Source organism: Achromobacter sp. D10 (assembly GCF_035282245.1).
Taxonomy (GTDB): Bacteria; Pseudomonadota; Gammaproteobacteria; order Burkholderiales; family Burkholderiaceae_B; genus Achromobacter; species Achromobacter insolitus.
Genome location: NZ_JAYJLE010000001.1, coordinates 1,287,191 through 1,311,834, shown reverse-complemented (window position 1 = coordinate 1,311,834; position 24,644 = coordinate 1,287,191). Strand labels below are relative to the sequence as shown.

Here is a 24,644-nt window from a genome sequence, read left to right as displayed (position 1 = left end):
GGCCGGGGCGCGGGAAAGCCCGATCGGAAGGCAGGCGTCCAGTATGCCGCCCCCATCCTTGCCGAAAAAGGCAGAAAACAGCGAAACACTTTTGACTTGGAGTCACGAATTTCGGATGCGGCCCCAAAAATTCCGCCTTACGGAATCAGACCAGTCCTAGCAGCCTCTCCGTCTCCCTGGCCAGGGCGACCAGGCGCGGGCCGATGTCGCTGGCGCGCTCCCGATAGGGGCCATCTTCCGCCGGCACGCCGCAATTAAAGACGTACAGCAGCGACTGGTACGGCCGGCCCAGCGGCGCGGCAAAACCGTAGGCGTCCGGGCGCCACTCCAGGTTATTGCCGCAATAGCCCTTGCGCTCCAGATCGCGGCGCGCTGCCGCCAGACTGGGAAAATGCGTCTCGTAATGCCGGGCATCGGCCACGCGCAGCTGATTCAGCACCGCGGCCCGCTCTTCGTCCGCCACCCGCGCCAGCCACGCCTTGCCCGCGGCGCTGGACAGCAGCGGCAGCGACGCGCCGATATCGGGCCGCGTCTGCAAGGCTTCGTTGGAGCGGGCGGTTTCCACATACACCATCTGCAGGCGGTCGCGCACCACCAGCGACACGGCGCCGCGCGCGTGGTCGGCCAGCTGTTTCATCAGCGGCCGCGCCAGTTGCCGGATCTGCATGCTGGCCAGCAAGGGATAGCTCAGCGCCAGCACCGACGCGCCCAGGCGGTAGCGAGCGGGCTCGCCTTCGCGTTGCAAGAAGCCCAATTCCACCAAGGTGTGCGTCAAGCGCGCGACGGCGCTGCGCGACAACCCGGTCTGCTGCGCGAAATCCTTGTTAGCCAGCACCGGCCTGTCGGCCCGGAAGCACGCCAGGATATCGATGCCGCTTGCCAATGTGGTGGTGAATTCCCGGTCCGGGTCACGCGTCGTCATTCTGGCGCTCCAAGATTTTTTCCACCCGCGCCACCAGCGTGAGCAGGCGAGGCGCGATGCGACCGCGCAAATCGCCCGCGCGCAGCCGCGTCACCGGCACGCCGCAGTTGAACACCAGCGTCTGGCCGTCAACGCGCGTGCGCATGGGCACCGCCACCGCATGTACGTCCGAGTGCCAGTCGCCCTGCCCCACGCAGTAGCCATGTTCGGCATAGTCGCGCTGCGCCTGCTCCCAATCGGGCGCATGGCGCCGCCAGACCGCCGGGTCCTGGCGCCGCAGCGCCGCCAGCAGCGGTTCGGCCTCGTCGGCCGGCGCCTGCGCCAGCCAGGCGCGCCCCATGGCCGAGGGCAGCAGCGGCAGCAAAGCGCCAATATCCGGGCGGAATGACACCGCATCGTGGCCCCGGCAAGTTTCCACGTACACCATGTTCAAACCGTGATGCATGCCCAGCGACGCCGATCCACCCGCGGCATCGGCCAGGCGCTTCATCAATGGACGCGCCAACTGCCGGACTTTGATGCTGGCCAGGAGCGGATAGCTCAACGACAACACGGCCGTGCCCAGGCGATAGCGGCGCAGGCCGGCGTCATAGCGCAGCAGGCCGCGTTGCATCAGCGTGGTGGTCAGCCGGGAAATCGTGGCTTTGGACAGGCCGGTGCGGTCCGCCAGTTCGCGGTTGCTGAGCGCCGGCTCGCCGTGCCGGAAAGCCTGCAGCACCGAGAGGCCATGCGCCAGCGTGGTGGCGAAGGCGGGGTCGGCATGGCGCTCGCCTGGGCGGGTGGTCATGGTGGAGGTCCTGAGTCCGGGGCGCGCGGATATGCGCTTGTACTGCTGCCGATCATAGAGCAGCGGCCACGATGCCAGCGCGCGCGATGTTCAAGATATCAAAACACTTGTCTCAAATCCCGCGCCCTTTTGCTAGCCTGGATTCAACACGACGCGGCACCGCCCAGCGTCCGGATAAAACGGAGACTCACCATGATCAGGGACCCAGACGGCTTCCCGGCTTTCCTAGAATCGCTGCGCCGCTATGTGCGCGAACAACTGGTGCCGCGCGAAGCGGAGGTGGCCCGTCTGGACGAGGTGCCGCAGGACCTGGTTGCCAGCATGGCCGCGCAGGGACTGTTCGGCTATTCCATCCCCGAGCAATATGGCGGGGCGGGCATGACGACCGAAGAGCTGATCCTGGCCGCCATGGAACTGTCGCAATGCTCGGTGGCGTTTCGGGCCCGCGTCGGCACCAACACCGGCATCGGTTCCGAAGCGCTGGTAGCCGACGGCACCGATGCGCAGAAGGCCCATTACCTGCCCCGGCTGGCGTCCGGCGAATTGACCGGCTGCTTCGCGCTGACCGAGCCGCAGGCGGGCTCGGACGCCACGGCCCTGCGCACCATCGCCGTGCGCGACGGCGACCACTACGTATTGAACGGCGAGAAGTGCTTCATCACCAATGCGCCGCTGGCGAGCTTGTTCACGGTCATGGCCCGGACCGATCCCCAAGCGCCCGGCGCCAAAGGCATCACGGCCTTCATCGTGGAACGCGGCACGCCAGGCCTGTCGACCGGGCAGCCTTACGACAAGATGGGCCAGGCGGGTTCGCCCGTGTCCGCCGTGCATTTCCAGGACTGCCGCGTGCCCGCCGCCAACATCATCGGCGGACAGGAGGGCCTGGGATTCAAGACAGCCATGAAAGTGCTGAACAAGCAGCGCATCCATCTGGCCGCGCTGTGCATCGGCCCCGCCATCCGCATGCTGGACGATACGCTGCGCTTCGTGGCGGAGCGACAGCAGTTCGGCAAGCCGCTAATGGATTTCCAGCTGATCCAGGCCATGCTGGCCGACTGCCAGACGGAGATCCAGGCCGCCCGCGCGCTGGTGCTGCAAACGGCCCGCGAACGCGATGCTGGCGTGGATGTCACGCTGAACGCCTCGATCTGCAAATACTTCGCGTCGGAGATGTGCGGCCGGGTGGCGGACCGCTGCGTGCAGATGCACGGCGGCTACGGCTACATCGCCGACCACGGCATTGAACGCTTCTATCGCGATGTGCGCCTGTTCCGCCTGTACGAAGGCACTAGCCAGATCCATCAACTGACCATCGCCCGCCACACGCTGACCCAGGCGGGCTACGCGCCCGGCCGCTAGGGTCGGCCCACGACCCGCGTCCGTGTAAACAGGCCTCAAGGCCATCCCGGGACCGCAGCCGCAAGAAGCCGGCGGCCCGTCAAACCAAAGGAGACTTCCATCATGCTGAACAAGCACCTGCCGAAGTGGATCGGCGCCGTGGCCGCCGCTTTCGCCTGCGCCGCCCTGCCCCCGCAAGCCGCGGCCGCGTACCCCGACAAGCCCGTGAGGCTGATCGTGCCGTTCGCCCCTGGCGGCTCCACCGATATCCTGGGCCGCCTGCTGGCCGAAGCCTTGCATCCCATACTGGGCCAGCCGGTCATCGTTGAAAACAAGCCTGGGGCCGGCGGCAATATCGGAGGCGACTTCGTGGCCCGTTCCGCCCCCGACGGGTACACGCTGCTGCTGGCGGCGGCGGGCCCCACCGTCATCAATCCCAGCCTCTACGCCAACATGCCGTTCAACCCGGCGAAGGATCTGGCGCCCATCACCTGCCTGGAGCGCGAACACAACCTGATGGTGGTGACGAAGTCCATGCCGGTGAAAACGTTGCAGGAGTTCCTGCAATATGCGCGCAACAACCCCGGCAAGCTGTCGTTCGGGTCTCCAGGCAACGGCTCGCCCGCGCAGTTGGCCGGTGAACTGCTCAAGCAGCAGACAGGCATCCAGGCCGAGCATGTGCCGTACAAGGGCACCGGCCCCGCCATCACGGACCTGGTTGCCGGCCATATCGACTTCATGATCGACAACATGCCGGCGCTGCTGCCGCAGGTCAAGGCGGGCGGCCTGCGCGCGCTGGCAGTGCCCAGCGACCAGCGCGCCACGGCCGCGCCCGATATTCCTACCTTTGACGAGGCCGGCCAGAAAGGTTTCGTGGTGATGGCCTGGAAAGGCCTGATGGCGCCAGCGGGCACCGACCCGGCGGTCATCGAACGCCTGCACGCGGCCGTGGTCAAGGCGCTGCAAGACCCGCAGCTGCGCGCCCGCTTCCAGGAACTGGGCGCCGAACCGCTGGCCAGCACGCCGGCCGAATTCGCCAAACAGATCGCCGACGAAACCGCGTGGTGGGCCAAGCTGGTGCAATCCACCGGCGCTCGCATCCAGTAAGCCCATTGCAGGGAATCGAGGAATAAGCCATGCAGTCCAAGCAAGAACTCAACGGCGGCGACGCCCTGCAAGACCTGTGCGCGCGTGTGCGGCGCTTCGTGGAAGAGGTGGCCATGCCCGCCGAGTCTGCCGCCATCGCCCGCGACGTCGCCGCGTTGGACCATTGCGTTGCCCGCCTGCGCATACAGGCCCGCGAGGCGGGCCTGTATGCGCCGCAGCTGCCCAGGGAATGGGGCGGCCTGGGCCTGGGCTGGCGCGACCTGGCCCAGGTACTGGAAGAAGCGGGGCGCAGCTTCCTGGGGCCTGCCGCCCTGAACTGCGCCGCGCCCGACCAACCCAACATGCTGACGTTGCTGCGCCTGGGCACCCCCGCCCAGCTGGAGCGCTATCTTGGGCCGCTGGTGCGCGGCGAACGGCGCGCCTGCTTTGCCATGACCGAGCCTGCTCCCGGCGCCGGGTCCGATCCGTCCATGCTGCGCACCCATGCCGAACGGCGTGGCGCGCGCTGGGTATTGAACGGACACAAACAGTTCATCAGCGGCGGCGTGGGCGCGGATTTCGCGCTGGTTCTGGCGCGCACCGATACCGGCGCCACGCTGTTCCTGGTGCCCGCCGACACCCCGGGCTACCGGGTCGTGCGCGACATCGGCATGGTGACGGGCTACCAGATCGGCGGCCACGCCGAGATCCTGCTGCAGGACTGCGAGGTCGGCGACGAGGCCGTGCTGGGCGAACCAGGCCGCGGCCTGGAGTACGCGCAATTGCGGCTGGAGCCGGCCCGCCTGTCCCATTGCATGCGCTACATCGGCCGCGCGCGGCGCGCGCTGGAAACCGCGCAAGCCTATGTCATGCAGCGCGAGTCCTTCGGTTCCCGTCTGGCGGACCTGCAGCAGATCCAGGCCATGGTCGCGGACTCGCACATCGACCTGCACGCCGCCCGCCTGATGACGCTGGACTGCGCCGACCGCATGGACGCGGGCCTGTCGGTGAAGCAACACAGCGCCATGGCCAAGGTCTTCGTGTCCGAAGCCGTGAATCGCGTGGCCGACCGCGCCGTCCAGATGATGGGCGCGTCGGGCCTGTCCGACGACACGCCCGTCGCCATGGTCTGGCAGGAAATGCGCCCCTTCCGCATTTACGACGGCGCCAACGAACTGCACCGCGCCACGCTGGCGCGCCGGCTGCTGGCGCAAGCCTGAGCCTCAACGGAGACAAGCATGGAGAATCCCGAATTCCAGGCCTACCGACTGCACGCGGGTGCGGCTGGCGAACCGCCGCAAGGCCGTTACGACACCTTGACGCCGGACCAGCTGTCCGCGGGCGACACGCTGATCAAGGTCGCCTATGCGGGCCTGAACTACAAGGACGCGCTGGCGCAGGCCGGGCGCGGCGGCATCATCCGCGAGTATCCGCGCATTGGCGGCATCGACCTGTCGGGCACGGTGGTGCGTTCGGCCGATCCGTCGCTCGCGCCCGGCCAAGAGGTCGTCGTTCACGGCTTTGGCATCGGCGTGGACTGCGACGGCGGCTATGCCGAATATGCGCGGGTGCGGCACGACTGGGCGCTGCCGCTGCCCGCCGGCATCGGGCTGCGCGACGCCGCCGTGCTGGGCGCGGCCGGGTACACGGCCGCGCTGTCCTTGCACTGGATGGAGCATTGCGGGCTGACGCCCGCGCAAGGCGAGGTACTGGTCACCGGCGCCACCGGCGGCGTTGCCGGCATCGCCATCGACATCCTCAGCCAGCGCGGCTATCGCGTCTGCGCCATGTCCGGCAAGCCGGATGCGCAAAACTATCTGCGTGCCCTGGGCGCGCAGGAGGTGATCGCCCCGCCCGATCTCTCGGCCGGAATCAAGCCGCTGCTGAGCGCGCGCTGGGCCGGCGTGGTGGACTCCGTGGGCGGCCATCTGCTGGCCCACGCGCTCGCCAGCCTGAAGCCGGATGGCGTGGCCGCTTCCTTCGGCAATGCGGGCGGCGCGGAACTGCCGACCTCGGTCATTCCCTTTATCTTGCGCGGCGTAAAGCTGCTGGGCATCAACGCCAACAGTCCCATGCCGCTGCGGCGCCAGGTGTGGAACAAGCTTGCCACCGAATACCGTCCCTCGCGCCTGGACCTGATCGCCCGCGTCATCGAACCCCGCGAACTGCCGCAGGCGCTGGCCGCCATGCTCGAACGCGGCAGCACCGGCCGCAGCGTCGTGCGCTTCTCTTGATTGATCCCTGCCACACCATGACTCAGCTTCCTGATCCTTCGTTGTCCCGCCTCTTCGACCCGCAAGGCATCGCCATCGTGGGTGCCTCTGCCACGCCGGGCAAGATCGGCGCGATGCCCATCACCCTGCTGCTACAGCATGGCTACAGCGGCCGCATCATTCCGGTCAACCCGCGCGCGGACATCATCGCCGGCCTGCCGGCCCTGCCGGGCCTGGACGCGCTGGACGATGCAGTGGACCTGGCCATCCTGGCCGTGCCTGCCGCGCACGCCGCGCAAGCGCTGGAACGCGCCCGGCCGGGGCAAGTCGGCGCGGCCGTGGTGTTCACGTCCGGCTTCTCCGAGACCGGCTCGGACGGCGCCGCGCAGCAGGAGCGGCTCTGCGCCATCGCGCGCGAACGCGGCATACGGTTGCTGGGCCCGAACTGCCTGGGCTTCATGAATGTGCGGCGCAATGTCTACGCCACCTTCTCGCCCGCTCCCGCCAACGGCGTGGTTGCACCTGGCGGCATCGGCATGGTGTCCCAGAGCGGCGCCTTCGGCGCCTATGCCTACAGCATGGCACGCGAGCGCGGCCTGGGCCTGTCGCACTGGATCAGCACCGGCAACGAGGCCGACATCGACGTTGCCGACTGCATTGAATGGCTGGCACGCGATACCGATACCCGCGTCATCATGGCCTATATGGAAGGCTGCCGCGATGGCGCCAAGTTGCGCCGCGCCCTGGCGGCGGCGCGCAACGCTGACAAGCCCGTGGTCGTCACCAAGATCGGCCGCACCCAGGCCGGCGCGCAGGCAGCGGCCTCGCACACCGCCGCGCTGGCCGGCGACGACGCCGTGTACGACGCGCTCTTCCGCCAGTACGGCGCCCTGCGCGCGCGCACCATCGAGGAATTCTTCAACCTGGGCTACGCGCTGGACACGTGGAAGCGGCCGCCACAGGGCCGGCGACTGGGGATCTTCACCATCTCGGGCGGCGTGGGCGCACTAATGGCCGACGAGGCCGCCGACACCGGACTGGCGCTGCCCGAGCCCGCTGCCGACGCCCAGGCCAGGTTGCTGCAACGCGTGCCCTTCGCCAGCGGCCGCAACCCGGTCGACGTCACCGGACAGGCCGTGTCCGAACCCGGGCTGCTGCTGGCCACCGCCGACGACATGCTGGCGGACGGCCGCTACGACGCCCTGGCGGTTTTTCTGGCCGCTGCGGGATCGTCCGAAGCCTTGTGGCCCACTTTCGAAGCCTTTGCGCGGCAGATGCAGGCCCGCCATCCCGGCGTGCCGCTGGCGATCAGCGCGTTGTTCCCGCCCGCGCGACGCCGCGAACTGGAACGCCTGGGGTGCCTGGTGTTCCCCGACCCCAGCGCCGCCATCCGCACGATAGGCGCGGTGGCAGGCCTGGGTTCAGGCCCGGCCCCCGGCATGGCGGAAACGAGCCCCGCAACAGCGGACGCGGGCGCCCTGCCGCTGCTGGACGCCTACAACGAAGTCCAGGCCATGGAACTGTTGCGCCAGGCCGGCCTGCCCGCGTCTCCCTGCGTACTGGCCGGCGACGCCGACGCTGCGGTACGAGCCGCCGCCAGCCTGGGCGCTGCCTGCGTGCTTAAGGTGGTTTCGCCCGACATCACGCACAAGAGCGACGTAGGCGGCGTGAAGCTCAATGTGCAGGGCGATGACGCCCTGCGCAGCGCCTACGCCGACATCCTGGCCGCGGTGCGCCAGCACCGGCCCGACGCCCGCATCGACGGTGTCCTCGTGGCGCCCATGGCGCCCAAGGGCGTGGAATGCATCGCCGGCGTACATTGCGATCCGGTATTCGGACCGGTGGTGATGTTCGGGCTGGGAGGAGTATTCGTCGAGGTGCTCAAGGACGTGAGCTTCCGCCTTGCGCCCTTCGGCCGCGACGACGCCCTGGCAATGATCCGCGAAATCAAGGGCTATGCGCTGCTGCAAGGCGCGCGCGGCGCGCCCCCGTGCGACATCGGCGCGCTGGCCGAGGCATTGGCGGCGCTGTCCCGCTTTGCCCATGCCCGGCGGGCAGACTTCAGCTCGGTGGAAATCAATCCCTTGCTGGCGCTGCCCGAAGGACAGGGAGTGGTAGCGTTGGATGCGGTGGTGATACGGGCCGATGCCTAAGGCTGCCAGCCCCAACGTATCGCGAGCGTTTGGAATTCGTTTTGGGTATTCGTATTGATCCACCGGCCCAAACGCTCTACCTGCGTGCGCTCCGTACCGGCCAAGGCCTGCTCGGACAGAGCGCTTGGGAAACTGTGCCGAACGCCCATCGCCAGACGAAGAAAAGGCGCTCTGGAGCGCCTTTTCTTCTTCATACCCGCGTCGGGCTTACTTCAGCAGCAGCGCGTTCAGCCGCTTCACGAAGGCAGCCGGGTCGGCGATCTGCGCGCCTTCGGCCAGCAGCGCCTGATCCAGCAGCAGGCGGGCCCACTGGTCGAACTCGCCGTCTTCAGCCGCGCGGATACGCGCCAGCAGCGGATGCTCGGGGTTGATTTCCAGCACCGGCTTGACGTTGGGCGCTTCCTGGCCGGCGGCCTTGAGCATGCGCAGCAGATGCGGGCTGAGTTCGTTCTGGCCCACCACCACGCAAGCCGGCGAATCCACCAGGCGCAAGGTCACGCGCACTTCCTTGACCTGGTCTTCCAGCGTCTTCTGCAGGCGCTCGACCAGCGGCTTGAAGTCCTCGGCCACTTCGGCCTGGTGCTTCTTTTCTTCTTCGTCGGCCAGCTCGGCCAGATCCAGGCCGCCCTTGGCCACCGACACCAGCGACTTGCCGTCGAATTCGCGCAGGTAGGAGAGCATCCATTCGTCCACGCGGTCCGACAGCAGCAGGACTTCAATGCCCTTCTTGCGGAAGATTTCCAGATGCGGGCTGTTGCTGGCCGCGGCAAACGTATCCGCCGTGACGTAGTAGATCTTGTCCTGGCCTTCCTTCATGCGCGACACGTAGTCGGCGAAGGACACCGTCTGAGCCTGGTCGCCCGTATGGGTCGACGCAAAGCGCATCAGCTTGGCGATGCGCTCCAGGTTGGCGTGGTCTTCGCCGGCGCCTTCCTTCAGCACCTGGCCGAACTCGGACCAGAACGTGGCGTAGTCGTCCTTGCGGTTTTCAGCCAGGTCTTCAAGCAGCGACAGGATGCGCTTGGCCGAGCCTTCGCGGATGGCGCGCACGTCGCGGCTTTCCTGCAGGATCTCGCGCGACACGTTCAAGGGCAGGTCGGCCGAGTCGATCACGCCGCGCACGAAGCGCAGGTACGAGGGCAGGAGCTGGTCCGCGTCGTCCATGATGAAGACGCGCTTGACGTAAAGCTTCACGCCGCGGCGGCCGTCGCGGTCCCAGAGGTCCATGGGCGCGTGCTTGGGCACGTACAGCAGCTGGGTGTATTCGCTGCGGCCTTCGACGCGGTTGTGGGTCCAGGCCAGCGGGTCGTCGTAGTCATGCGACACCGTCTTGTAGAACTCGCGGTACTGCTCCTCGGACACGTCGGCCTTGTTGCGCGCCCACAGCGCATTGGCCTGGTTCACCGTTTCCAGTTCATCGGTCTTGACCTGTTCGCCCTTTTCCTGGTCCCACTCTTCCTTGGCCATGCGGATGGGCAGGGAGATGTGATCCGAGTAGCGGCGCAGGATCTCGCGCAGCTTCCAGCCGTTAAGCAATTCGTCTTCGTCGGCGCGCAGGTGCAGCGTGACGTCCGTGCCGCGCGTGGCCTTCTCGGCCGCGGCAATGGTGAATTCGCCCTGGCCGTCAGATTCCCACTGGATCGCGTCCGTCGCGCCGGCGCGGCGGCTGACCACGGTGACCTTGTCGGCCACGATGAAGGACGAATAGAAGCCCACGCCGAACTGGCCGATCAGTTGCGCGTCCTTCTGCTTGTCGCCGGTCAGTTGCGAGAAGAATTCCCGGGTGCCGGAACGCGCAATGGTGCCCAGGTTGGCCACGGCCTCTTCACGCGACAGGCCGATGCCGTTGTCGGAGATGGTGATGGTGCGGGCGGCCTTGTCGTAGCTGACGGTGATGGCCAGCTCGCCATTGCCTTCCAGCAGTTCGGGCTGGTCGATGGCCTCGAAGCGCAGCTTGTCGCAAGCGTCCGATGCGTTCGACACCAGCTCGCGCAGGAAAATTTCCTTGTTGCTGTACAGCGAATGGATCATCAGGTGCAGCAGTTGCTTCACCTCTGCCTGGAATCCCAGGGTTTCGGACGTGGAAGACGTGGCGGTTTGGCTCATAGTTCTACGTGGCTAGGTAAAAATTAGGGACGGTTATTGGCGGCCGGGGCATTCTGCCCGCGCGGACGCCGGGAAACCCTACTGATGTGGGGGCCAATCGCGCGCTTTCAAGAGCCGCCGAATATCCATCCCGTTCAAAAGATAGAGAAGATCTTGCGGTAGCGCGTCTTGGCCTCCAGCACGGTTTCGTGCTGCGGCACAGCAAGCTTGCCATCCCGGATCAGCTTGCGGATATCAGCCGCGGTGATCTGCCGGGTCTCTTGCGAGCGCAGCAGGAAATCCGCCGCCGAGCGGTTCAGAATCCGATATATCGGGTTGAAAACGAGTTGCGTGGGGCCCAGCTCGTCCAGGTAGTAGAGCGCCTCGCCCTTCTGCCAGACCGTGCCGAAGTCGTGATACACGACGCCCAACTTTTTCCATTCCCCGTCCGGCGCGTCTTGCAGCCGGTTGATCAGCGTGGAACGGGAAATCAACCCGCCACCTCCGCCCCGAGAGGACCGCGCCCACGATTCCTGCGCGCGCAGGAACAGCACCTGCCGGCCGTCCGTGTACACGTAGGGCGACAGCTTGGTGTACCCGCCCGCGGCAAAGGGATCGTCGCCCGCGCGCTCCACCTGGCGCGTCTGCGTGTTGTAGAAATAGATGCCGCCCTTGGCGGCGAACAACGCCTGATACACATGCCGGCCGCGCTCATTCAGCAGGCGGTACGGCGCGTGCGCGGCATCAAAGGCCTGCGCCCCCACGTACACCATGCCGTCGCGCCCGTCGTACAGATAGGGCTGGCGATACAGGTCGCCCACCATGAATGCGCGCAACGCGGGATCGTCCGACAGCGGCAGCAACTGCTCATGGAAATAGACACGGCGCCCGTCGGCAAAGAAATCATCGCTGGGCCGCACATCGCCGTCCCGGCCTGCGGGCACGCGCCGCAACAGGGCCGGGTTTGCCTGCGGCATTTCGCGGCCCCGGTAATACACGCGCGCGCCGTCCGTAGCCAAGTCGCGGTCCAGCAGCGGCCGGTAGGCCTGGGCACTGGCCGGCAGAGCCGTGTACGGATACAGATAGGTCTGCGGCTTGGGGCCCGCGTCCGCCCGGAACCGCAACTGCTGCCAGACCTCGTCCAGCCTGCCCAGATCCCGGTTCAGCACGCTGTGCAGCGCGCAGTAATACGTGACCGCCCCGTCGCTGAAATAGCTGTTGCCCAGGTAACGCGTCCGCGCCGGGTCCATGTCGGGCAGCACCCGGTTGCCGCAATACACGTGGCGCTGGTCCCGGGCCGCCTGCCGACCCTCGAAAACCCCGGTATCGAACGCCTGGAAACTCGCCGGATCCGCCTGCTCCACGCGGTAGTAGCCATTGCTGGGAACGGCAGCGTAGACGTCGCCCTGATAGTTCTTATAGATGCTGTTGCCGTACGACTGTCCGCGATCGACGGCCGCGAAATTGTCGCTGTCCATCGTCCACAACAGCAGGCACATCGGCAGCACGGCAATGATCAGCACCAGCGCGATCACGGCCCATTTGGCGCGTTTTGACATGGGGTGACGGACCGGCGGCAAAGTGATCCGGCCCCTTGTTGGAGTCCAGCGATTCTAACCAGCTGGCCGCCGCCGGCCACCCTACGAGCCCCGCCCCGGACGCCGGCGGGCCTTCCCCGCTAAAATCCCGCACTTTCCTCCCCTTCCCCGCCCCTGGCCGGCCCATCCGCCATGCAACCCGCCTCCCTGACCCAACCCGTCCCCCACGGCGCATCCGACGCCGCCCCCAGCCACGACCTGGTTTACGGTCCCGACGACCGCCCCGCGCCTCTCGTCACCTTCGTCGCCGCCCTTCAGCACTTGCTGGCCATCCTGGTTCCCATCGTCACCCCCGGCCTGCTGATCTGCCAGGCCCTGGACGTGAGCACCCGCGACACCACCCTCATCGTGTCCATGTCGCTGGTCATCTCCGGCATCGCCACCTACGTCCAGTGCAAACGCTTCGGCCCCTTGGGCGCCGGCCTGCTCATCGTGCAGGGCACCAGCTTCAATTTCGTCGGCCCGCTGATCGCCGGCGGCTCGGTCATGGTCAAGCAAGGCACGCCGGTCGAAACCGTCATGGCCGCGATCTTCGGCGTCGTCATCGCCGGTTCCTTCGTCGAAATGGGCATCAGCCGCATCCTGCCCTTCGTCAAACGCCTGATCACCCCGCTGGTCACCGGCATTGTCGTGCTGCTCATCGGCCTGACCCTGATCAAGGTCGGCCTCATCAGCATGGGCGGCGGCTACAACGCCATGGGCAACGGCACCTTCGCCAGCGCCGAGAACCTGACCCTGTCCGGCCTGGTCCTGGGCACCATCATCCTGCTGAACCGCGTGCCGATCGTGTGGGTGCGCAGCACCGCCCTGGTGCTGGCCCTGGCCGTCGGCTACATCGCCGCCGCCTACATGGGCCGCCTGGACTTCACCGGCGCCCGCGAAGCCGCCCTGTTCCAGATCCCCACGCCGCTGCACTTCGGCCTGGGCTTCTCGTGGGCCTTGTTCGTGCCCATGCTGATCATCTACCTGGTCACGTCCCTGGAAGCCATTGGCGACGTCACCGCCACCAGCAAGGTCTCCAAACAGCCCGTCGAAGGCCCGCTGTGGATGCAGCGCATCAAGGGCGGCGTCCTGGTCAACGGCGCGAACTCGCTCCTGGCCGGCATCTTCAATACCTTCCCCAGCTCGGTCTTCGCGCAGAACAACGGCGTGATCCAGCTGACCGGCATCGCCAGCCGCCACGTCGGCGTGTGGATCGCCGGCATGCTGATCCTGCTGGGCCTGTTCCCGGCCGTGGCCGGCATCCTGCAAGCCGTGCCCGAGCCCGTGCTGGGCGGCGCCGCCATGGTCATGTTCGGCGCGGTGGCCGCGTCCGGCATCAATATCCTGGCCGGCATCCAGCTGGACCGCCGCGCGCTGCTCATCATCGCCGTGTCCCTGGCCCTGGGCCTGGGCGTGTCGCAAGTGCCGGAAATCCTGTCGCACCTGCCCCATGCCGTGAAGAACGTGCTGGAGTCGGGCGTGGCCACCGGCGGCATCTGCGCCCTGGTGATGAACTGGTTCCTGCCCGAGAAAAAGTAAGCGGCAACACCGCGCCAGGGGCCATTTGCGCCCCTGGCCTGACAATTTTTCTCAGACCGCATATAATCGCGGTCTTCGCTTCTCCCGCGACCGTCACCTGGACGTGTCCGCGACCTCCTAGCCCGGGTGGTGAAATTGGTAGACGCAGGGGACTCAAAATCCCCCGCCGCAAGGCGTGCCGGTTCGATTCCGGCCCCGGGCACCATCTCCAAATCTTCTGCTAATTCAAGCCGTTAGAAGATTTCGCAGTACAAGCCCCGCACCGGGGGATTTTCCTAGCATTGTGGTCAGGTCAAGTTTCGGTACTCGTGTTCACCGAGTCACTTGCCAACCCCTGCGCCCGCCCGAAACCGAACTCGCGTTCTTCGGCGCACCCGACCAAGATCCCATACGACGCCCATACCCGTTCGACAAAGCGTGGCCCGATGCCAATCAAGCAACGGGCCTTAAGGATTTCCGCTTTCACAATCTGCGCCATAAGGCTGTCAGCCGGTTCATAGAAGCCGGCTTGAGCGATCCGGAGCTATCCGCCATCAGCGGCCTTGCTCTTACCCTTGCCGCGTGCGGCAGCGCCAAGGACGCCAACAAGAGCAACTTCAGCAAGGCCATACAGGCATACCTGGACACTCAGAAGGGCCTGTGCGCTGCGATTCCTGGAAAGGGCTTTCCGTTCACCGTGGCGAATCAAGACATGCTGGGCGGTCAGAGCAAGAAGCGCGCCGACGCGCTGGTCGATGCCGGGCTGCTGACGAAGCGGGACACCGAAGTCAAAGCCATGTTCGGCAACAAGATGGAGCCGGCCACCGAGTACCAAATCACTGACACCGGCAAGAAATTCCTCGTCGCCAATGGTGCCAACACGATGGCTGGACAAGATGCCTTCTGCACCGGCAAGTACACCGTTGTGGAAGTGAGCAACTTCACTGAACCCAGCGACATGATGGGCGTAAAGCTGTCGCAAGTGAACCACCGCTACAAGGTAGATGGCGCAGATGGCTGGGCCAAGTCGGAAGGCCTGCGTGCCAATTACAAGAATTTTGCGGAACAGACCCAGGGAGATATACAGGGTAAGGCGGCTGTCATCCTGACCAATGAGGGATGGATGCACGAGCGCTTGTTTAAGCGCGGATAAACCAAGCTGAGTCAGTTCTAGAACGAAAGGCCTTTCACCTATGGGTGAAGGGCCTTTTCTTTGGTGCTACGCCGGTCTGCGAGGTGGCTGGGGGTCGCAGAACGACCCAAAGCGGACATATTGCAGCTGCTGTTCTGGTTCATCGACGGTGCTTGGGGGGGACCAACCGGCCCTGAGTGTCGAAGGTAAACTCGCGTAGTTTTTCGTCAGTCAGAATTTTCACGGGTGTACCTGTTTCATCGAGCACGACAAGCCGATATGTACTGTTGTCGGTGATTTCGAACGAGCGCGTATGGCTTGCATACGGCATTTCGTATTCAAGTCCGCAGATGGAAGCGAGAATTCCGTTGACCCTGACGTAATGGCCGAGCAACCAGTAACTACCTCGACTTACGCCATCTTCCCCAATGTCACCGTAGCCGCCCGACGTGAGCTCGAAAATCGAGGTGATCTTGTCGCCGTTCGAGTCGAAGAAATCTCTAATAATTTCAGCGAATTCAATCGTGGCCTTATCCCCCGGAACGAATGATAATAGGCTGGCACGCCCTTGTGACGACCAATGAGGCGTCCAGACTGCCTCGCTTAACTTTGGAATGTGATACGTGCCTTGGACGCGAATAGTCTTGATGAAGCCCTCTTCCTCAAGATGCGTACTCTCCCTCAGGCCCCTAAGAAGGATTTCCTCGCCCGTCATGGTCCTAGCCGCCTGGGCGTACTGTCGAGCGGGTTTCGTGTAGTCTGTAGCGGACCAGAAAATCCCCTTAACTACATCCGGAAGATCCACGAACGCGCCCGCAAGTTTTTGTAAATCTGGGCGCCCGACCTTCCCTCCACGGTTCTTTGCTTGAGTGGAATGTTAGCGAATAATCCATATGGCTATCTTCCATGCTTGAGCGATTAGCCATGTACGCTTAAGCGCTTGTTAGACGCCAACCCAACCGTACTTGTGGGCCAAATAAATTCGGTTCAATCTGCAACAACAATAGCGTACAAAAAATCAAGTGCTTTAGGCGAACCGAAAAATTGACAAATCGCGATTGGTGATGTGCACAGATGGCCAGTGAGCAAGTAGCTGTTTCTGGCCGAAGGCTAGGCCCGCCTAGCGGCAAACAAAGTCTCCATAGTTTAAATATCAGGTCTACGGACATTCTCATCAACGTTAATATTTTCCAGTTGTTTAAAGAAATCGATATCAGCGGAAAGAAGGTAGACATGCTCCAACAGAGCATCCAAAAATCTCTCTATTATTGAGACATGATGCTCATTCATAGGTCTGTCCGCGTTATGGGCCGAAGCGTTGCCTAATGTGCGCATAATAGTTATGGCTTCCGCGAGCTGCGGCGACATCTGTTCTTTCCGCACAAGTTCACTAAGCGATGTGGCCAGACTGCGGCTCTCGATACCACGATCCCTCGACACGGTTTCTAGTACACGACGAACCATGATGCCGTAGGCTGAAGCAGACTGTCGCTTAACCTTTCTCGCTTCGAGATATGCGGCTTGCACGGACGCAGGGAGACAGTATTGGGGTTCGGACGGATATTGTCGCTCGCCAACTTCGGTATCGGGACTATGAAGATTGGACCACACGTACAACGAAATGCGCAGGCAGCCGTTACATTGAAGCATTCTATAGGTGGCAGGCTCAACCATGCTAAAGCCTTCAGCATCGGTGTATTCGATATCCGATTCTGCCAAGCACAGCAATGAGTGAATTGTTCCTGTGCCACATCTATCGCAGGCAACAAACTTATTAATGCGTTTCTCGGGCATGTGTTTGGACTACAGTATTGTTAGCACTCGACCCTCTGGGGATAGTGATCTGATATTAAACAGGCTACAAACATACAGTCAAATTCAGCTTTCATAATTCACCGCTGCTTAGGCAGGCACGCCCATACCACACTACTTGACTAAAGTTGATTTCTATACGCGCGTGACGTGAAGGATTTATACCACCCCCTCCCGGCACAGGCTGTGTCGCCATACGAATAGCCTACTTTTAGCAGCAGTTACCTGGTTTTGATCTAAGTATTGGCCGCTTATTTGGGGGTACCCCATGACGTCGGTCGAGCTGTCTCGCACAAGATTGAGGACCGGAAAGCTGAACTTGACGGCTGGCTGCAATTGGCCGAACTCGGCCGTATATCTTCCTGAGGGAATCATCCCCGCCTACGCGGCGCCCCAGTGGTGCGCAGATCATTAGGTCCTCGCCCTGGCTGCTACTGCGCAATACCGAAAACGTCACGCGAGAAACCTTCCCCAGAAATGGGCGATGGACCTTTTCTTTTGCCCTATCTGATCACTTCTCTCATCTGCCTGTATGTCGGGCCTTTAAAGGCTGCGCCATGTATTCAGAGGTAGGAGAATGGAATTAGCGCGGCCACGACTTAAGCGTATGCAAGTCCAGCAACGTAAACCTCCCCGCATCCTGCCATCCACCTGTATCGATGTAGTAAACGTTGCCAAGCTGCGCAGGCTCGTGTAGGGTCATATGTCCATGGACCACCGCACGTACATTGCGGACAGGCTGGGAATACTGCATTCGATAACGATCTACGGACCATAGGCAGGCATCTTCGTCCTCTGGACTAAAGGTAGCGCCGTGAATAGCCTGCCAATCGTCATAGGGGAAGTCGGCATGAATCATACCGACTACGCCACTCGGCGTTTCCACCTCGATAGCCAGCGGCAAGGCGCTCAAGCTGGCCGCAATGCGTTCACGAACATCACCAACGCAGGCATCCAACCATTCACCGCCGTGGACGCGATGATCGACGTTCGGAATCGGATCGCCCATCGCCCGCCGCCACGTCATCAAGTCGTGATTCCCACAGATCGCGTGAAACCACGGGCGCTCCAACCATTTCAGCACATCGGCCGATTCAGGACCGCGGTCCACAAGGTCCCCCACGGAAAACAATCGGTCCTTTTCTGGCGAGAACTTTACGGCAGCCAGCGCGACCTCAAGCCGACCAAAATGACCATGGATGTCACCCACCGCAAAATCACGACCGTTGGCATTCAATTGAAAGCGCTGGACTCGGACATTACCGGGCGTCATTCCAAGATTCCATATAGTTCCCTAACGACTTGTCCTGCATACCCGTCATGATACGTGGAGTGCAGATCATAGTTCTTGCCTTGATCATCTTCTGAGCGCAGAGAAAAACGAGTGGCTTAGGGGCGAGACTGGCTGGCGGCATCATCTTTGACGCTGTGACATTTAGGAGCATGGTGCAGGGTATTGGCAACGTGGTGAATCCTAAGACGACTAGCCGCGATATGCAGCCGGGCATGATGGTTACTGCTGGCCGAACCAACCACATGATCGCAGGCAACACCATGTGGAACCCAGCCTATCGGCAACACGTCTTGCAGAACATGGGCAAGAACTGGGGGCCGGCAACGGGTGGCTCCGTCAACGGTAAGTGATGTGCATGTTGCGTCAGCATCGGCCTCGCCATCAGCGAGGCCTTTTCATTTATGGCCGCACATATCTCCGCGCTACGCTTGGGCAACCCCTTCGGTTGCATCCCGCGTCCGTTCTTGCCGGACTGGCCGCGGGGGCAGGCCCATCGGCTTCGCCTTGTTCCTCCCCCCGGCCGACAGGCTGCATGGCTTCCAGAGGCATCAAGGGTGAAGGCTTCGCCCGGGATCCTCACCCGTTCCCTGCGCTGCGCTTCGGGCTGCGGCTTCCGGTCCCGCCCTTGACACCTCTTCCGGCCAAACGACGTCAGTAGCAGTGCTGTCGAGCGGATGACGGGTCAAGGGGTTGGTGCGGCCCGCAGCCCACAGGGCGAGGACACGGCCCCTTAACGCGGCAGGAGCGCCCCACGCTATGCCCGGGGGCAGGAGTTCCGGGCCAGAGCCCGCAACCCCTGCTCCCGAGGCTCCCGCCGGCGAGGGTGGAGAGTCCAGAGAGGCAAAGCCTCTTTGGAAACTACGGCTAGTACGCAGCCGATATTGGAGTCCATAGCAGGTAAAACAAGACAATTTCAGCGCACCACCTCTGTGGCTGCGCGTACCTAAACCAAATTACCCATACTTCTTGTAAGATCGAGTTACCTACGGCAAGGAGACACCATGGCTGGCAAGGGTAAATGCAGGCAACAGCCCCGCAAAACCATATCGGATACCGAACGCAGCCGCCGGCAATCGGCAGTTAACTATGCGCGGGCCTCCGTCGGTCTAGAAGGTTTCTCGCTCAGTGAAGCAGATGAGGCCCACGCTCAGCGTTTCGTCGATGGTCAGATAAGCCTGCAAGAGTTTGTGCAGCCGCGCGCTGACGCATTAGCGCTCCCAAAGTCTTCGTCATGACGAAGAAATTTAGGATTTGGGGACTAGTGCAGGATAGGCTGTCGCCGGGTTTCGTTGCACACCGCCCCTAAAAAATACATAACCAGCGCAGGGGAAGTTTATCTTGCGAGAAAATGGATAAAACGTCAGAAAATTGGCTCAGATTTTTAATGCCGACCTTTTAAACCTTAAGGAAAGCTGGGCCGACGGGACTGAAATATGAAAGCAAAAACTGGCAACAATAATTTTTTAGCAATTCAGGCAAGATTAAGACGCCCTAAAAGTCGATTTTCTGCCATTCATCAAGTTCGTGCCGGCGTTGAGCATGCCTCGTTATTCAATGCCTATCAGAGGCTCTTCCCGTTCAAAACCTCCTTACAAGATTACCACGGCAGCCCTTTCCCGAAGCGAGCGGACCAAATATTATCAAACAGGGCACCAGGGCAACCCGTAAATGCGTACAGAGAGATCCTCTGGGCTATCGCACGTTGCTATCAATTCAAAGAAGCATTAAAAGACTATTGTGTGGAACGGCAGAAATTCGAAAGAGCTGTTCTCTTAAATGATTACGCGACTTCCTCCGCACTTTTAAATGAAATAGAGCCCCGCTTCGGAAAATCAATTTGGCTCTACCAAAACCGCTTGGCAAGTGCCCACATTGCGCACGGCGAGAATACGCCAGCCGAGGTAGCTTCAAGAATACTGGACGAGGCTCGAGGAAATTCGTTGCTGTATATTGTTTTACATTATGTTCGCCAGCGAATAGAAAGTGCGACCCTGCGAGATAAGTTACGCTCTGAAATTGAAGATCTGATAGCGTCTCGAGTTTATTCAAGCTATTTTCATTCCAAGATTTTCGACATTACAGACTCAAGCGAAGAGGCAGTTTCCAACCTGTTATTCATGGACTCAAGAGCATCAGTAATTGATCATTATTGCTCCTTGGTACTTGTTCTGCAGGCCGCGGTTTCCGACAGGATGCTCACCGTGGAAATGGTCGGCTGGATGCTGCCCTGTCTAACACGCCTATACGAAGGAACAAACGACCCCCGCCTCCTTGGCGTCATAAGCGCGATGGGGAAGCCATTAATTCAGACATCCCCCGCCTCACTCGAACGTCTAGATGCGATTGAGTACTACACAATTGGTGATTACGACTCGTGTACCAAGAAGACATTAGACATACTTAGACGAGATCCCGCTGATAGTGCGATGCGGCTACTTCGAATAAAGGCTGAAGTGGCCCTGCAACGTCAACCCGATAGTGAAGAAGGCCTCTGCGGAGAACTGAACGGGCATCTATTCAACATTCTTTCTGCAAACGATAGCTTTTATTCCAGCGTACATGCTTTTATTGTGCTTGCGGATCGCTTCAATGATCATCAGTGGATGCTATATCTCCGTGCGGCGCTTTGGTATGAAATTGGCACTGAAGAAAGAAGGCGAATTCCTAGTTGGATGAGGGACTTCTATGTCCGGGAACAGGAAATATCCCCCTTTGCGGCATTAGTGTTAGAACCAGCATATGCCGAGGATGCGTTAAGACAGTTTGAAAAATGTGGCAACTGCCCTGAAACCATTGCGTTGGTTAGGCAGATTATGGCAGGAGTTCCGGCATCGTCTGAAATCAATCCAAGAGCAGCCAAATATCTCGCGCGTGAGCTCCTCTCTAAGCAGGAGTATGGGGCCGCTGCAGATCTATACAGAATTGCAGCGGAGGGGGATGTTCGTCCTGCAGCACAGCTTCGGGCGTGTGGAGGTCAATCCTTGGCTTTAATGCTAAAAGGCGATTACGTCCCTGCTCTGGACATAATAGTTGGCGCTTTTTTGAGCAATCCACATGCACCGCTACTTTTGCCGTTTAGAGAGCTAGTGGAATTACTACCAGATGCGGATCAGTGGCCACACACCATCAGTTTGAGCTTGATGCTCGCATTGGCGAGTCAGTTTGATGTTGAAGGAGATCTTAGCAAGACTCGACTGGCCTTTGAGAGATTTTGTGAAGAAAACGGAGTATTTAGACCTTCCCAACTTGTAGACCGCATCAGCGAGTTTGGTCAGTCCAAGGTTGTCGCCTATCTTGATAATGTCTGGCAACCCGAAATTATGCGACAAACTCTTCTGTACATGGAGCCCGACCAGATTGAAGAGGCACGAATTGAGGCATGCCAGCAATTGGCGAAGATTGACTTGCCCCGAGCGAGAATTCACAAAGAAGAATTAGCTTCCCGGATTAAACAACAGGAAATATCAAAAACCACCGCACTTGTTGAGCAAAGCAGAGTATATGTGGATATTGAGGCGATTAAGCGAGCTTTGCGAACCAAGCTCAAATCTTCTTATACTCAGTACAAAAGCGCCATTACCCAAATTGGAAGACCACAGAATGACCTGATTGACAGGCTGCAATTCATTTTGGAAGGATTCGATAATGGAAAATCGCTCTCGACTGTACTATCGACATTCCATGTAGTAGATGAAAAAGACGCCCCCACTCAAACAGACATCCAATTCAGTACTTTATTCAGCGAGATAACTAAGGAATTCTTAACGGGTGATCACGGCCTAAACGCTTATCTCAGCACCAGAGTGCGTCACGGAAAATTTGTGGATGCCCTGAGGAAATCCGTAGCTAATGAGCATCTAGTCACAGCGAGACAGGATGATGGGACGTATGTTTCGAATTCGTATTGGTCTACCGCGCTGGCTGATCACGAGCATAAAGAAGCTGTACTAATAGCGCTTCAGACTTTTTCGACAAATTTCGATGCAAAGCTCTTCTACGTCCGGGACAGGCGTCTACAAATTCGTTCCTACTATGACCTTAAGGCCTTGGATGACAATACCGAAGGCCTGCTGGTATATCAATTTTCAAATTTAGAACGTAAGCTTATGCAGAGCTATGATTCAGATTTTAAAGATATTGATGAACTCATAGTTAAATGCGTTGATTCATTGTGGGAGAAAACTGATTCCAATCTCGCTTCCGTCCGAGAATATTTGGCTCAAACACTTCGGCCTGATCTGATGAAATTGTTTGACGACTTAACGGCAGACATCGAGTCTATTGGTCGACAAGTAATGCCTCCGGGCCTATCAAACGCAATTGCAAGAGCACGCACAGCAGTTCAGCAATCATTGGAAGGTGTAGCCGGTTGGTTTAAGCGCAGCGAAGTCTACGATCGGCAGGACTTCGAGATTGATTTCCCATGCCTCATCGCAGCAAACATGGTCAACCGTACACTTTCTGTGCCACCAGATTGGCAAGGGCCAAATTATTTGCAGATAGAAGCCGATGGAAAAGTACCCGGTCGAGCACTAGATACTCTAGTCGATGTTTTCTATGTGTTCTTCGAAAATTCTTTCAAGTACGCAGAATCGGAACATGTGCCTCTCAAGATCGATGTATCAATGAGTATGAAATCTGGGGATTTCAAGGCCACTGTTTCAAGCAACGCTTTGCCCCCGACACCACAACGCTTAGATGAGCTGGCCAAGTTGCGTTCATCTCTGGCGACTCAGGAATCGCGACGACTTGCACAAGGCGAAGGGAGAAGTGGCTTTAGAAAAGTATTGCTGGCGCTTAGCAGCCCTCTATATAAATCATCATTCTTGAATTTTGAGCACACGCTGGATGGCGAGTTCAAGGTCAACTTCGGTTTCAAGATGCAGGAAGTCGTATGAATCTACTTTTCGTCGAAGATGATGATGACAAAGCGGAAAAAATTTCTGCTCAAATATTGATTATTGACCCTCTAATTAGACTAACAAGAGCGAGATCTTTTACGTCCGCATTACACGCGCTAGTTAAAAGAACATCAGAAATTGACGGTGTGATCCTCGATATGAGCATGCCAAACTACGATGACTCCCCAGACCCGCCCGAAAATTTCGCAGGAAGGGATTTGTTGCGACAGTGCAAGCTACGAAAAATAACTAAACCAACATTCGTAGTAACTATGCTCGACTCATTTGGCGGGGCTGGAAGGCAGTTAAATTTGGAACAACTGGACTCGCAGCTTGCTAATGAGTTTTCGCCCGCTTATCTCGGGATTGTTTACTATAGTTCTGCACAGGAGTCGTGGAAATCGCAACTCGCCACCAAGATAGATATAATTCGAGAGAATAGACGTGAAGCTGATAATAGTTGACGACAGTCATACCAAAGTTGAGAAAGTGGCAATCGCCATTCAACAGGCTGGAGTCGAAGTCGACATTGCACATGAAACCAATGCAACTAGTGCACGCCAAAGACTTCGAACGGAGGAGTTCGATCTTCTTTTAATTGATCTGCAGCTTCCTGATGTTGCGGGGGCTAGTCCAAACCAGGCCGGCGGTTTACATTTTTTCGATCTAGTCATTAACGATACAAAAACCATTCTTCCTGGCGAAGTGCTCTTTGTAACTAGTGAGACGGGACTGGAAAAACACGGACGAAAAGAGGTAGAGCGGCGGGGAAGTGCACTATGTGTTATTTCTGACGGATTAGTTGATTGGACGAGTGTCTTAGTAGGTCAAATTCAACTTGCCGCAAAGAGAGCATCGCGCAAACTTTTGCCAGCAGATGTTGCCATAATTACAGCGTTAGGCTCTGAATTAGATGCAGTACTTAAGTTAGATTTCGGATGGAAGAATTTCCGCGTGGCTGGTGATCCGACGTTGTATCACAGAGGAGAGATCCAGACGCAGCAAGGAAAGAAAAGTATCGTGGTGGCGAGTGCCCTGCGAAAAGGCATGGCCGCGTCAGCAGTAATCGCAACGAAACTGGCATTGAAATTTAAGCCCGCTATTCTGGCAATGACAGGCATATGTGCAGGCGTGAAGGGGAAAACCAATCTTGGCGATGTAGTTATTGGCGATCCCACTTGGGACTGGGGTAGCGGAAAGCACGCTCATAATGATGAAGGTTCGCCAGTATTCCACCTTTCCCCAAAGCAAAGTGATTTAAACGTGGATCTTGCAAATCGTTGCGATGAAATCGCGCGGTGCGCAGAGTTCCATAGAAGTATTAGAGCTAATTGGGAGGGCGCGGTGCCCCCCGGTAAGTTCGGCTGTCACATTGGCCCCATGGCATCGGGAGCTAGCGTGGTCGCGAATTCTTCAATCGCCAGAGAGATTTCCGCTCAGAATCGAGACTTGATAGCAATAGAAATGGAGGCCTTCGCGGTCATGGTGGCAGCCGAATATGCGACAACCTCTCCTTTATTGTCTATCGCAGTCAAAAGCGTTTGCGACTATGCGGATAAAGATAAACACGATGATTGGCAAGCATATGCCGCATATACTAGTGCGCGGTTCGTAGCCGAACTGTTCAGACGGCATTTCTCCGAACTTTGATGCTACCGAAGAACCCAATCAAGGTGAAACGTTAGTGGGTATCTATTTTGTAGCACTATAGCGATAAGCTCTGAAATCCCCCAGACGATCACCCAACAACCCACTGTACCGAACTTTCGGTACAGTGCTGGTACAGTGACCAGTTTTCACCAACTCCGTCAAAATTCCCTAAC

At 59.9% G+C, this 24,644-nt stretch carries 19 protein-coding genes, 1 tRNA gene and 1 pseudogene; 13 read left to right on the top strand and 8 right to left on the bottom strand.

Features of this window, described 5'->3' with window-relative positions:
- Window positions 1-145 precede the first annotated feature (145 nt).
- Together VCS63_RS06240 and VCS63_RS06235 are read right to left on the bottom strand one after the other, a co-directional pair.
- A complete protein-coding gene (locus VCS63_RS06240; protein WP_063960803.1) occupies window positions 146-922 on the bottom strand; it encodes an IclR family transcriptional regulator in 777 nt (258 codons plus the stop codon).
- A complete protein-coding gene (locus VCS63_RS06235) occupies window positions 909-1,709 on the bottom strand; it encodes an IclR family transcriptional regulator (protein ID WP_063960804.1) in 801 nt (266 codons plus the stop codon). The genes VCS63_RS06240 and VCS63_RS06235 overlap by 14 nt, the downstream gene beginning before the upstream one ends.
- A gap of 192 nt (window positions 1,710-1,901) precedes the next feature.
- Here VCS63_RS06235 and VCS63_RS06230 point away from each other — a divergent pair, with 192 nt between their 5' ends.
- From VCS63_RS06230 to VCS63_RS06210, 5 genes are all read left to right on the top strand, one after another.
- Window positions 1,902-3,068 carry an acyl-CoA dehydrogenase family protein gene (locus VCS63_RS06230; protein ID WP_323878935.1) on the top strand — a complete coding sequence of 389 codons (1,167 nt, stop codon included), beginning with the start codon at window positions 1,902-1,904 and terminating at the stop codon, window positions 3,066-3,068.
- Window positions 3,069-3,170: 102 nt separating this feature from the next.
- Entirely contained in the window at window positions 3,171-4,154 is a 984-nt protein-coding gene (locus VCS63_RS06225; RefSeq protein WP_063639448.1) for a Bug family tripartite tricarboxylate transporter substrate binding protein, read from the top strand.
- A gap of 29 nt (window positions 4,155-4,183) precedes the next feature.
- Window positions 4,184-5,353 (top strand): acyl-CoA dehydrogenase family protein, encoded by a 1,170-nt coding sequence (locus VCS63_RS06220; RefSeq protein ID WP_323878933.1) that lies wholly within the window; start codon window positions 4,184-4,186, stop codon window positions 5,351-5,353.
- An 18-nt stretch (window positions 5,354-5,371) separates the two neighbouring features.
- The gene (locus VCS63_RS06215) at window positions 5,372-6,367 is read left to right on the top strand and encodes an acryloyl-CoA reductase (RefSeq protein ID WP_175201826.1); all 996 of its coding nucleotides are present in this window, start codon (window positions 5,372-5,374) and stop codon (window positions 6,365-6,367) included.
- 17 nt (window positions 6,368-6,384) lie between these two features.
- Window positions 6,385-8,499 (top strand): acetate--CoA ligase family protein, encoded by a 2,115-nt coding sequence (locus VCS63_RS06210; RefSeq protein ID WP_323878930.1) that lies wholly within the window; start codon window positions 6,385-6,387, stop codon window positions 8,497-8,499.
- A 207-nt stretch (window positions 8,500-8,706) separates the two neighbouring features.
- Here VCS63_RS06210 and htpG read toward each other — a convergent pair whose 3' ends face one another.
- A complete protein-coding gene (gene htpG / locus VCS63_RS06205) occupies window positions 8,707-10,605 on the bottom strand; it encodes a molecular chaperone HtpG (RefSeq protein WP_042795347.1) in 1,899 nt (632 codons plus the stop codon).
- Window positions 10,606-10,739: 134 nt separating this feature from the next.
- Window positions 10,740-12,143, bottom strand: coding sequence for a DKNYY domain-containing protein (locus VCS63_RS06200; protein WP_323878928.1), 1,404 nt, complete (start codon window positions 12,141-12,143; stop codon window positions 10,740-10,742).
- Between the two features lie 171 nt (window positions 12,144-12,314).
- On the opposite strand from VCS63_RS06200, the gene VCS63_RS06195 reads away from it, so the two are divergent.
- From VCS63_RS06195 to VCS63_RS06185, 3 genes are all read left to right on the top strand, one after another.
- A complete protein-coding gene (locus VCS63_RS06195) occupies window positions 12,315-13,703 on the top strand; it encodes a uracil-xanthine permease family protein (protein WP_042795349.1) in 1,389 nt (462 codons plus the stop codon).
- A gap of 120 nt (window positions 13,704-13,823) precedes the next feature.
- Window positions 13,824-13,908, top strand: a tRNA-Leu gene (locus VCS63_RS06190).
- 303 nt (window positions 13,909-14,211) lie between these two features.
- Entirely contained in the window at window positions 14,212-14,835 is a 624-nt protein-coding gene (locus VCS63_RS06185; RefSeq protein ID WP_323878926.1) for a hypothetical protein, read from the top strand.
- Between the two features lie 139 nt (window positions 14,836-14,974).
- Here VCS63_RS06185 and VCS63_RS06180 read toward each other — a convergent pair whose 3' ends face one another.
- From VCS63_RS06180 to VCS63_RS06170, 4 genes and pseudogenes are all read right to left on the bottom strand, one after another.
- On the bottom strand, window positions 14,975-15,529 hold the full coding sequence (locus tag VCS63_RS06180) for a hypothetical protein (protein ID WP_323878924.1): 555 nt from the start codon (window positions 15,527-15,529) through the stop codon (window positions 14,975-14,977).
- Window positions 15,530-15,544: 15 nt separating this feature from the next.
- Window positions 15,545-15,670: pseudogene (locus tag VCS63_RS29750) on the bottom strand (restriction endonuclease); the annotation flags it as partial.
- Between the two features lie 290 nt (window positions 15,671-15,960).
- Window positions 15,961-16,608: a DUF4145 domain-containing protein gene (locus tag VCS63_RS06175; RefSeq protein ID WP_323878922.1), complete on the bottom strand. Its 648-nt coding sequence runs from the start codon at window positions 16,606-16,608 to the stop codon at window positions 15,961-15,963.
- 601 nt (window positions 16,609-17,209) lie between these two features.
- The gene (locus VCS63_RS06170; protein WP_323878919.1) at window positions 17,210-17,899 is read right to left on the bottom strand and encodes a metallophosphoesterase; all 690 of its coding nucleotides are present in this window, start codon (window positions 17,897-17,899) and stop codon (window positions 17,210-17,212) included.
- Window positions 17,900-18,132: 233 nt separating this feature from the next.
- Here VCS63_RS06170 and VCS63_RS06165 point away from each other — a divergent pair, with 233 nt between their 5' ends.
- From VCS63_RS06165 to VCS63_RS06145, 5 genes are all read left to right on the top strand, one after another.
- Entirely contained in the window at window positions 18,133-18,270 is a 138-nt protein-coding gene (locus VCS63_RS06165) for a hypothetical protein (RefSeq protein WP_235204799.1), read from the top strand.
- Between the two features lie 651 nt (window positions 18,271-18,921).
- Window positions 18,922-19,155: an antitoxin VbhA family protein gene (locus VCS63_RS06160; RefSeq protein WP_052097482.1), complete on the top strand. Its 234-nt coding sequence runs from the start codon at window positions 18,922-18,924 to the stop codon at window positions 19,153-19,155.
- A gap of 198 nt (window positions 19,156-19,353) precedes the next feature.
- Window positions 19,354-22,818: a hypothetical protein gene (locus VCS63_RS06155; protein ID WP_323878918.1), complete on the top strand. Its 3,465-nt coding sequence runs from the start codon at window positions 19,354-19,356 to the stop codon at window positions 22,816-22,818.
- Window positions 22,815-23,285, top strand: a complete 471-nt coding sequence (locus VCS63_RS06150) for a hypothetical protein (RefSeq protein WP_323878916.1) — start codon at window positions 22,815-22,817, stop codon at window positions 23,283-23,285. Before VCS63_RS06155 ends, VCS63_RS06150 begins: the two co-directional genes overlap by 4 nt.
- The gene (locus VCS63_RS06145) at window positions 23,266-24,471 is read left to right on the top strand and encodes a hypothetical protein (RefSeq protein ID WP_323878914.1); all 1,206 of its coding nucleotides are present in this window, start codon (window positions 23,266-23,268) and stop codon (window positions 24,469-24,471) included. The genes VCS63_RS06150 and VCS63_RS06145 overlap by 20 nt, the downstream gene beginning before the upstream one ends.
- Window positions 24,472-24,644: the final 173 nt, after the last annotated feature.

Excerpts from the sequence above, each read along its gene's own strand:
- VCS63_RS06210 (WP_323878930.1), top strand. The coding sequence starts at position 6,385 with ATGACTCAGCTTCCTGATCCTTCGTTGTCCCGCCTCTTCGACCCGCAA.
- VCS63_RS06240 (WP_063960803.1), bottom strand. The coding sequence starts at position 922 with ATGACGACGCGTGACCCGGACCGGGAATTCACCACCACATTGGCAAGC.
- VCS63_RS06225 (WP_063639448.1), top strand. The coding sequence starts at position 3,171 with ATGCTGAACAAGCACCTGCCGAAGTGGATCGGCGCCGTGGCCGCCGCT.
- htpG (WP_042795347.1), bottom strand. The coding sequence starts at position 10,605 with ATGAGCCAAACCGCCACGTCTTCCACGTCCGAAACCCTGGGATTCCAG.
- VCS63_RS06175 (WP_323878922.1), bottom strand. The coding sequence starts at position 16,608 with ATGCCCGAGAAACGCATTAATAAGTTTGTTGCCTGCGATAGATGTGGC.
- VCS63_RS06180 (WP_323878924.1), bottom strand. The coding sequence starts at position 15,529 with ATGACGGGCGAGGAAATCCTTCTTAGGGGCCTGAGGGAGAGTACGCAT.
- VCS63_RS06165 (WP_235204799.1), top strand. The coding sequence starts at position 18,133 with ATGATGGTTACTGCTGGCCGAACCAACCACATGATCGCAGGCAACACC.
- VCS63_RS06150 (WP_323878916.1), top strand. The coding sequence starts at position 22,815 with ATGAATCTACTTTTCGTCGAAGATGATGATGACAAAGCGGAAAAAATT.
- VCS63_RS06170 (WP_323878919.1), bottom strand. The coding sequence starts at position 17,899 with ATGACGCCCGGTAATGTCCGAGTCCAGCGCTTTCAATTGAATGCCAAC.
- VCS63_RS06230 (WP_323878935.1), top strand. The coding sequence starts at position 1,902 with ATGATCAGGGACCCAGACGGCTTCCCGGCTTTCCTAGAATCGCTGCGC.
- VCS63_RS06200 (WP_323878928.1), bottom strand. The coding sequence starts at position 12,143 with ATGTCAAAACGCGCCAAATGGGCCGTGATCGCGCTGGTGCTGATCATT.
- VCS63_RS06155 (WP_323878918.1), top strand. The coding sequence starts at position 19,354 with ATGAAAGCAAAAACTGGCAACAATAATTTTTTAGCAATTCAGGCAAGA.
- VCS63_RS06220 (WP_323878933.1), top strand. The coding sequence starts at position 4,184 with ATGCAGTCCAAGCAAGAACTCAACGGCGGCGACGCCCTGCAAGACCTG.
- VCS63_RS06215 (WP_175201826.1), top strand. The coding sequence starts at position 5,372 with ATGGAGAATCCCGAATTCCAGGCCTACCGACTGCACGCGGGTGCGGCT.
- VCS63_RS06195 (WP_042795349.1), top strand. The coding sequence starts at position 12,315 with ATGCAACCCGCCTCCCTGACCCAACCCGTCCCCCACGGCGCATCCGAC.
- VCS63_RS06160 (WP_052097482.1), top strand. The coding sequence starts at position 18,922 with ATGGCTGGCAAGGGTAAATGCAGGCAACAGCCCCGCAAAACCATATCG.
- VCS63_RS06235 (WP_063960804.1), bottom strand. The coding sequence starts at position 1,709 with ATGACCACCCGCCCAGGCGAGCGCCATGCCGACCCCGCCTTCGCCACC.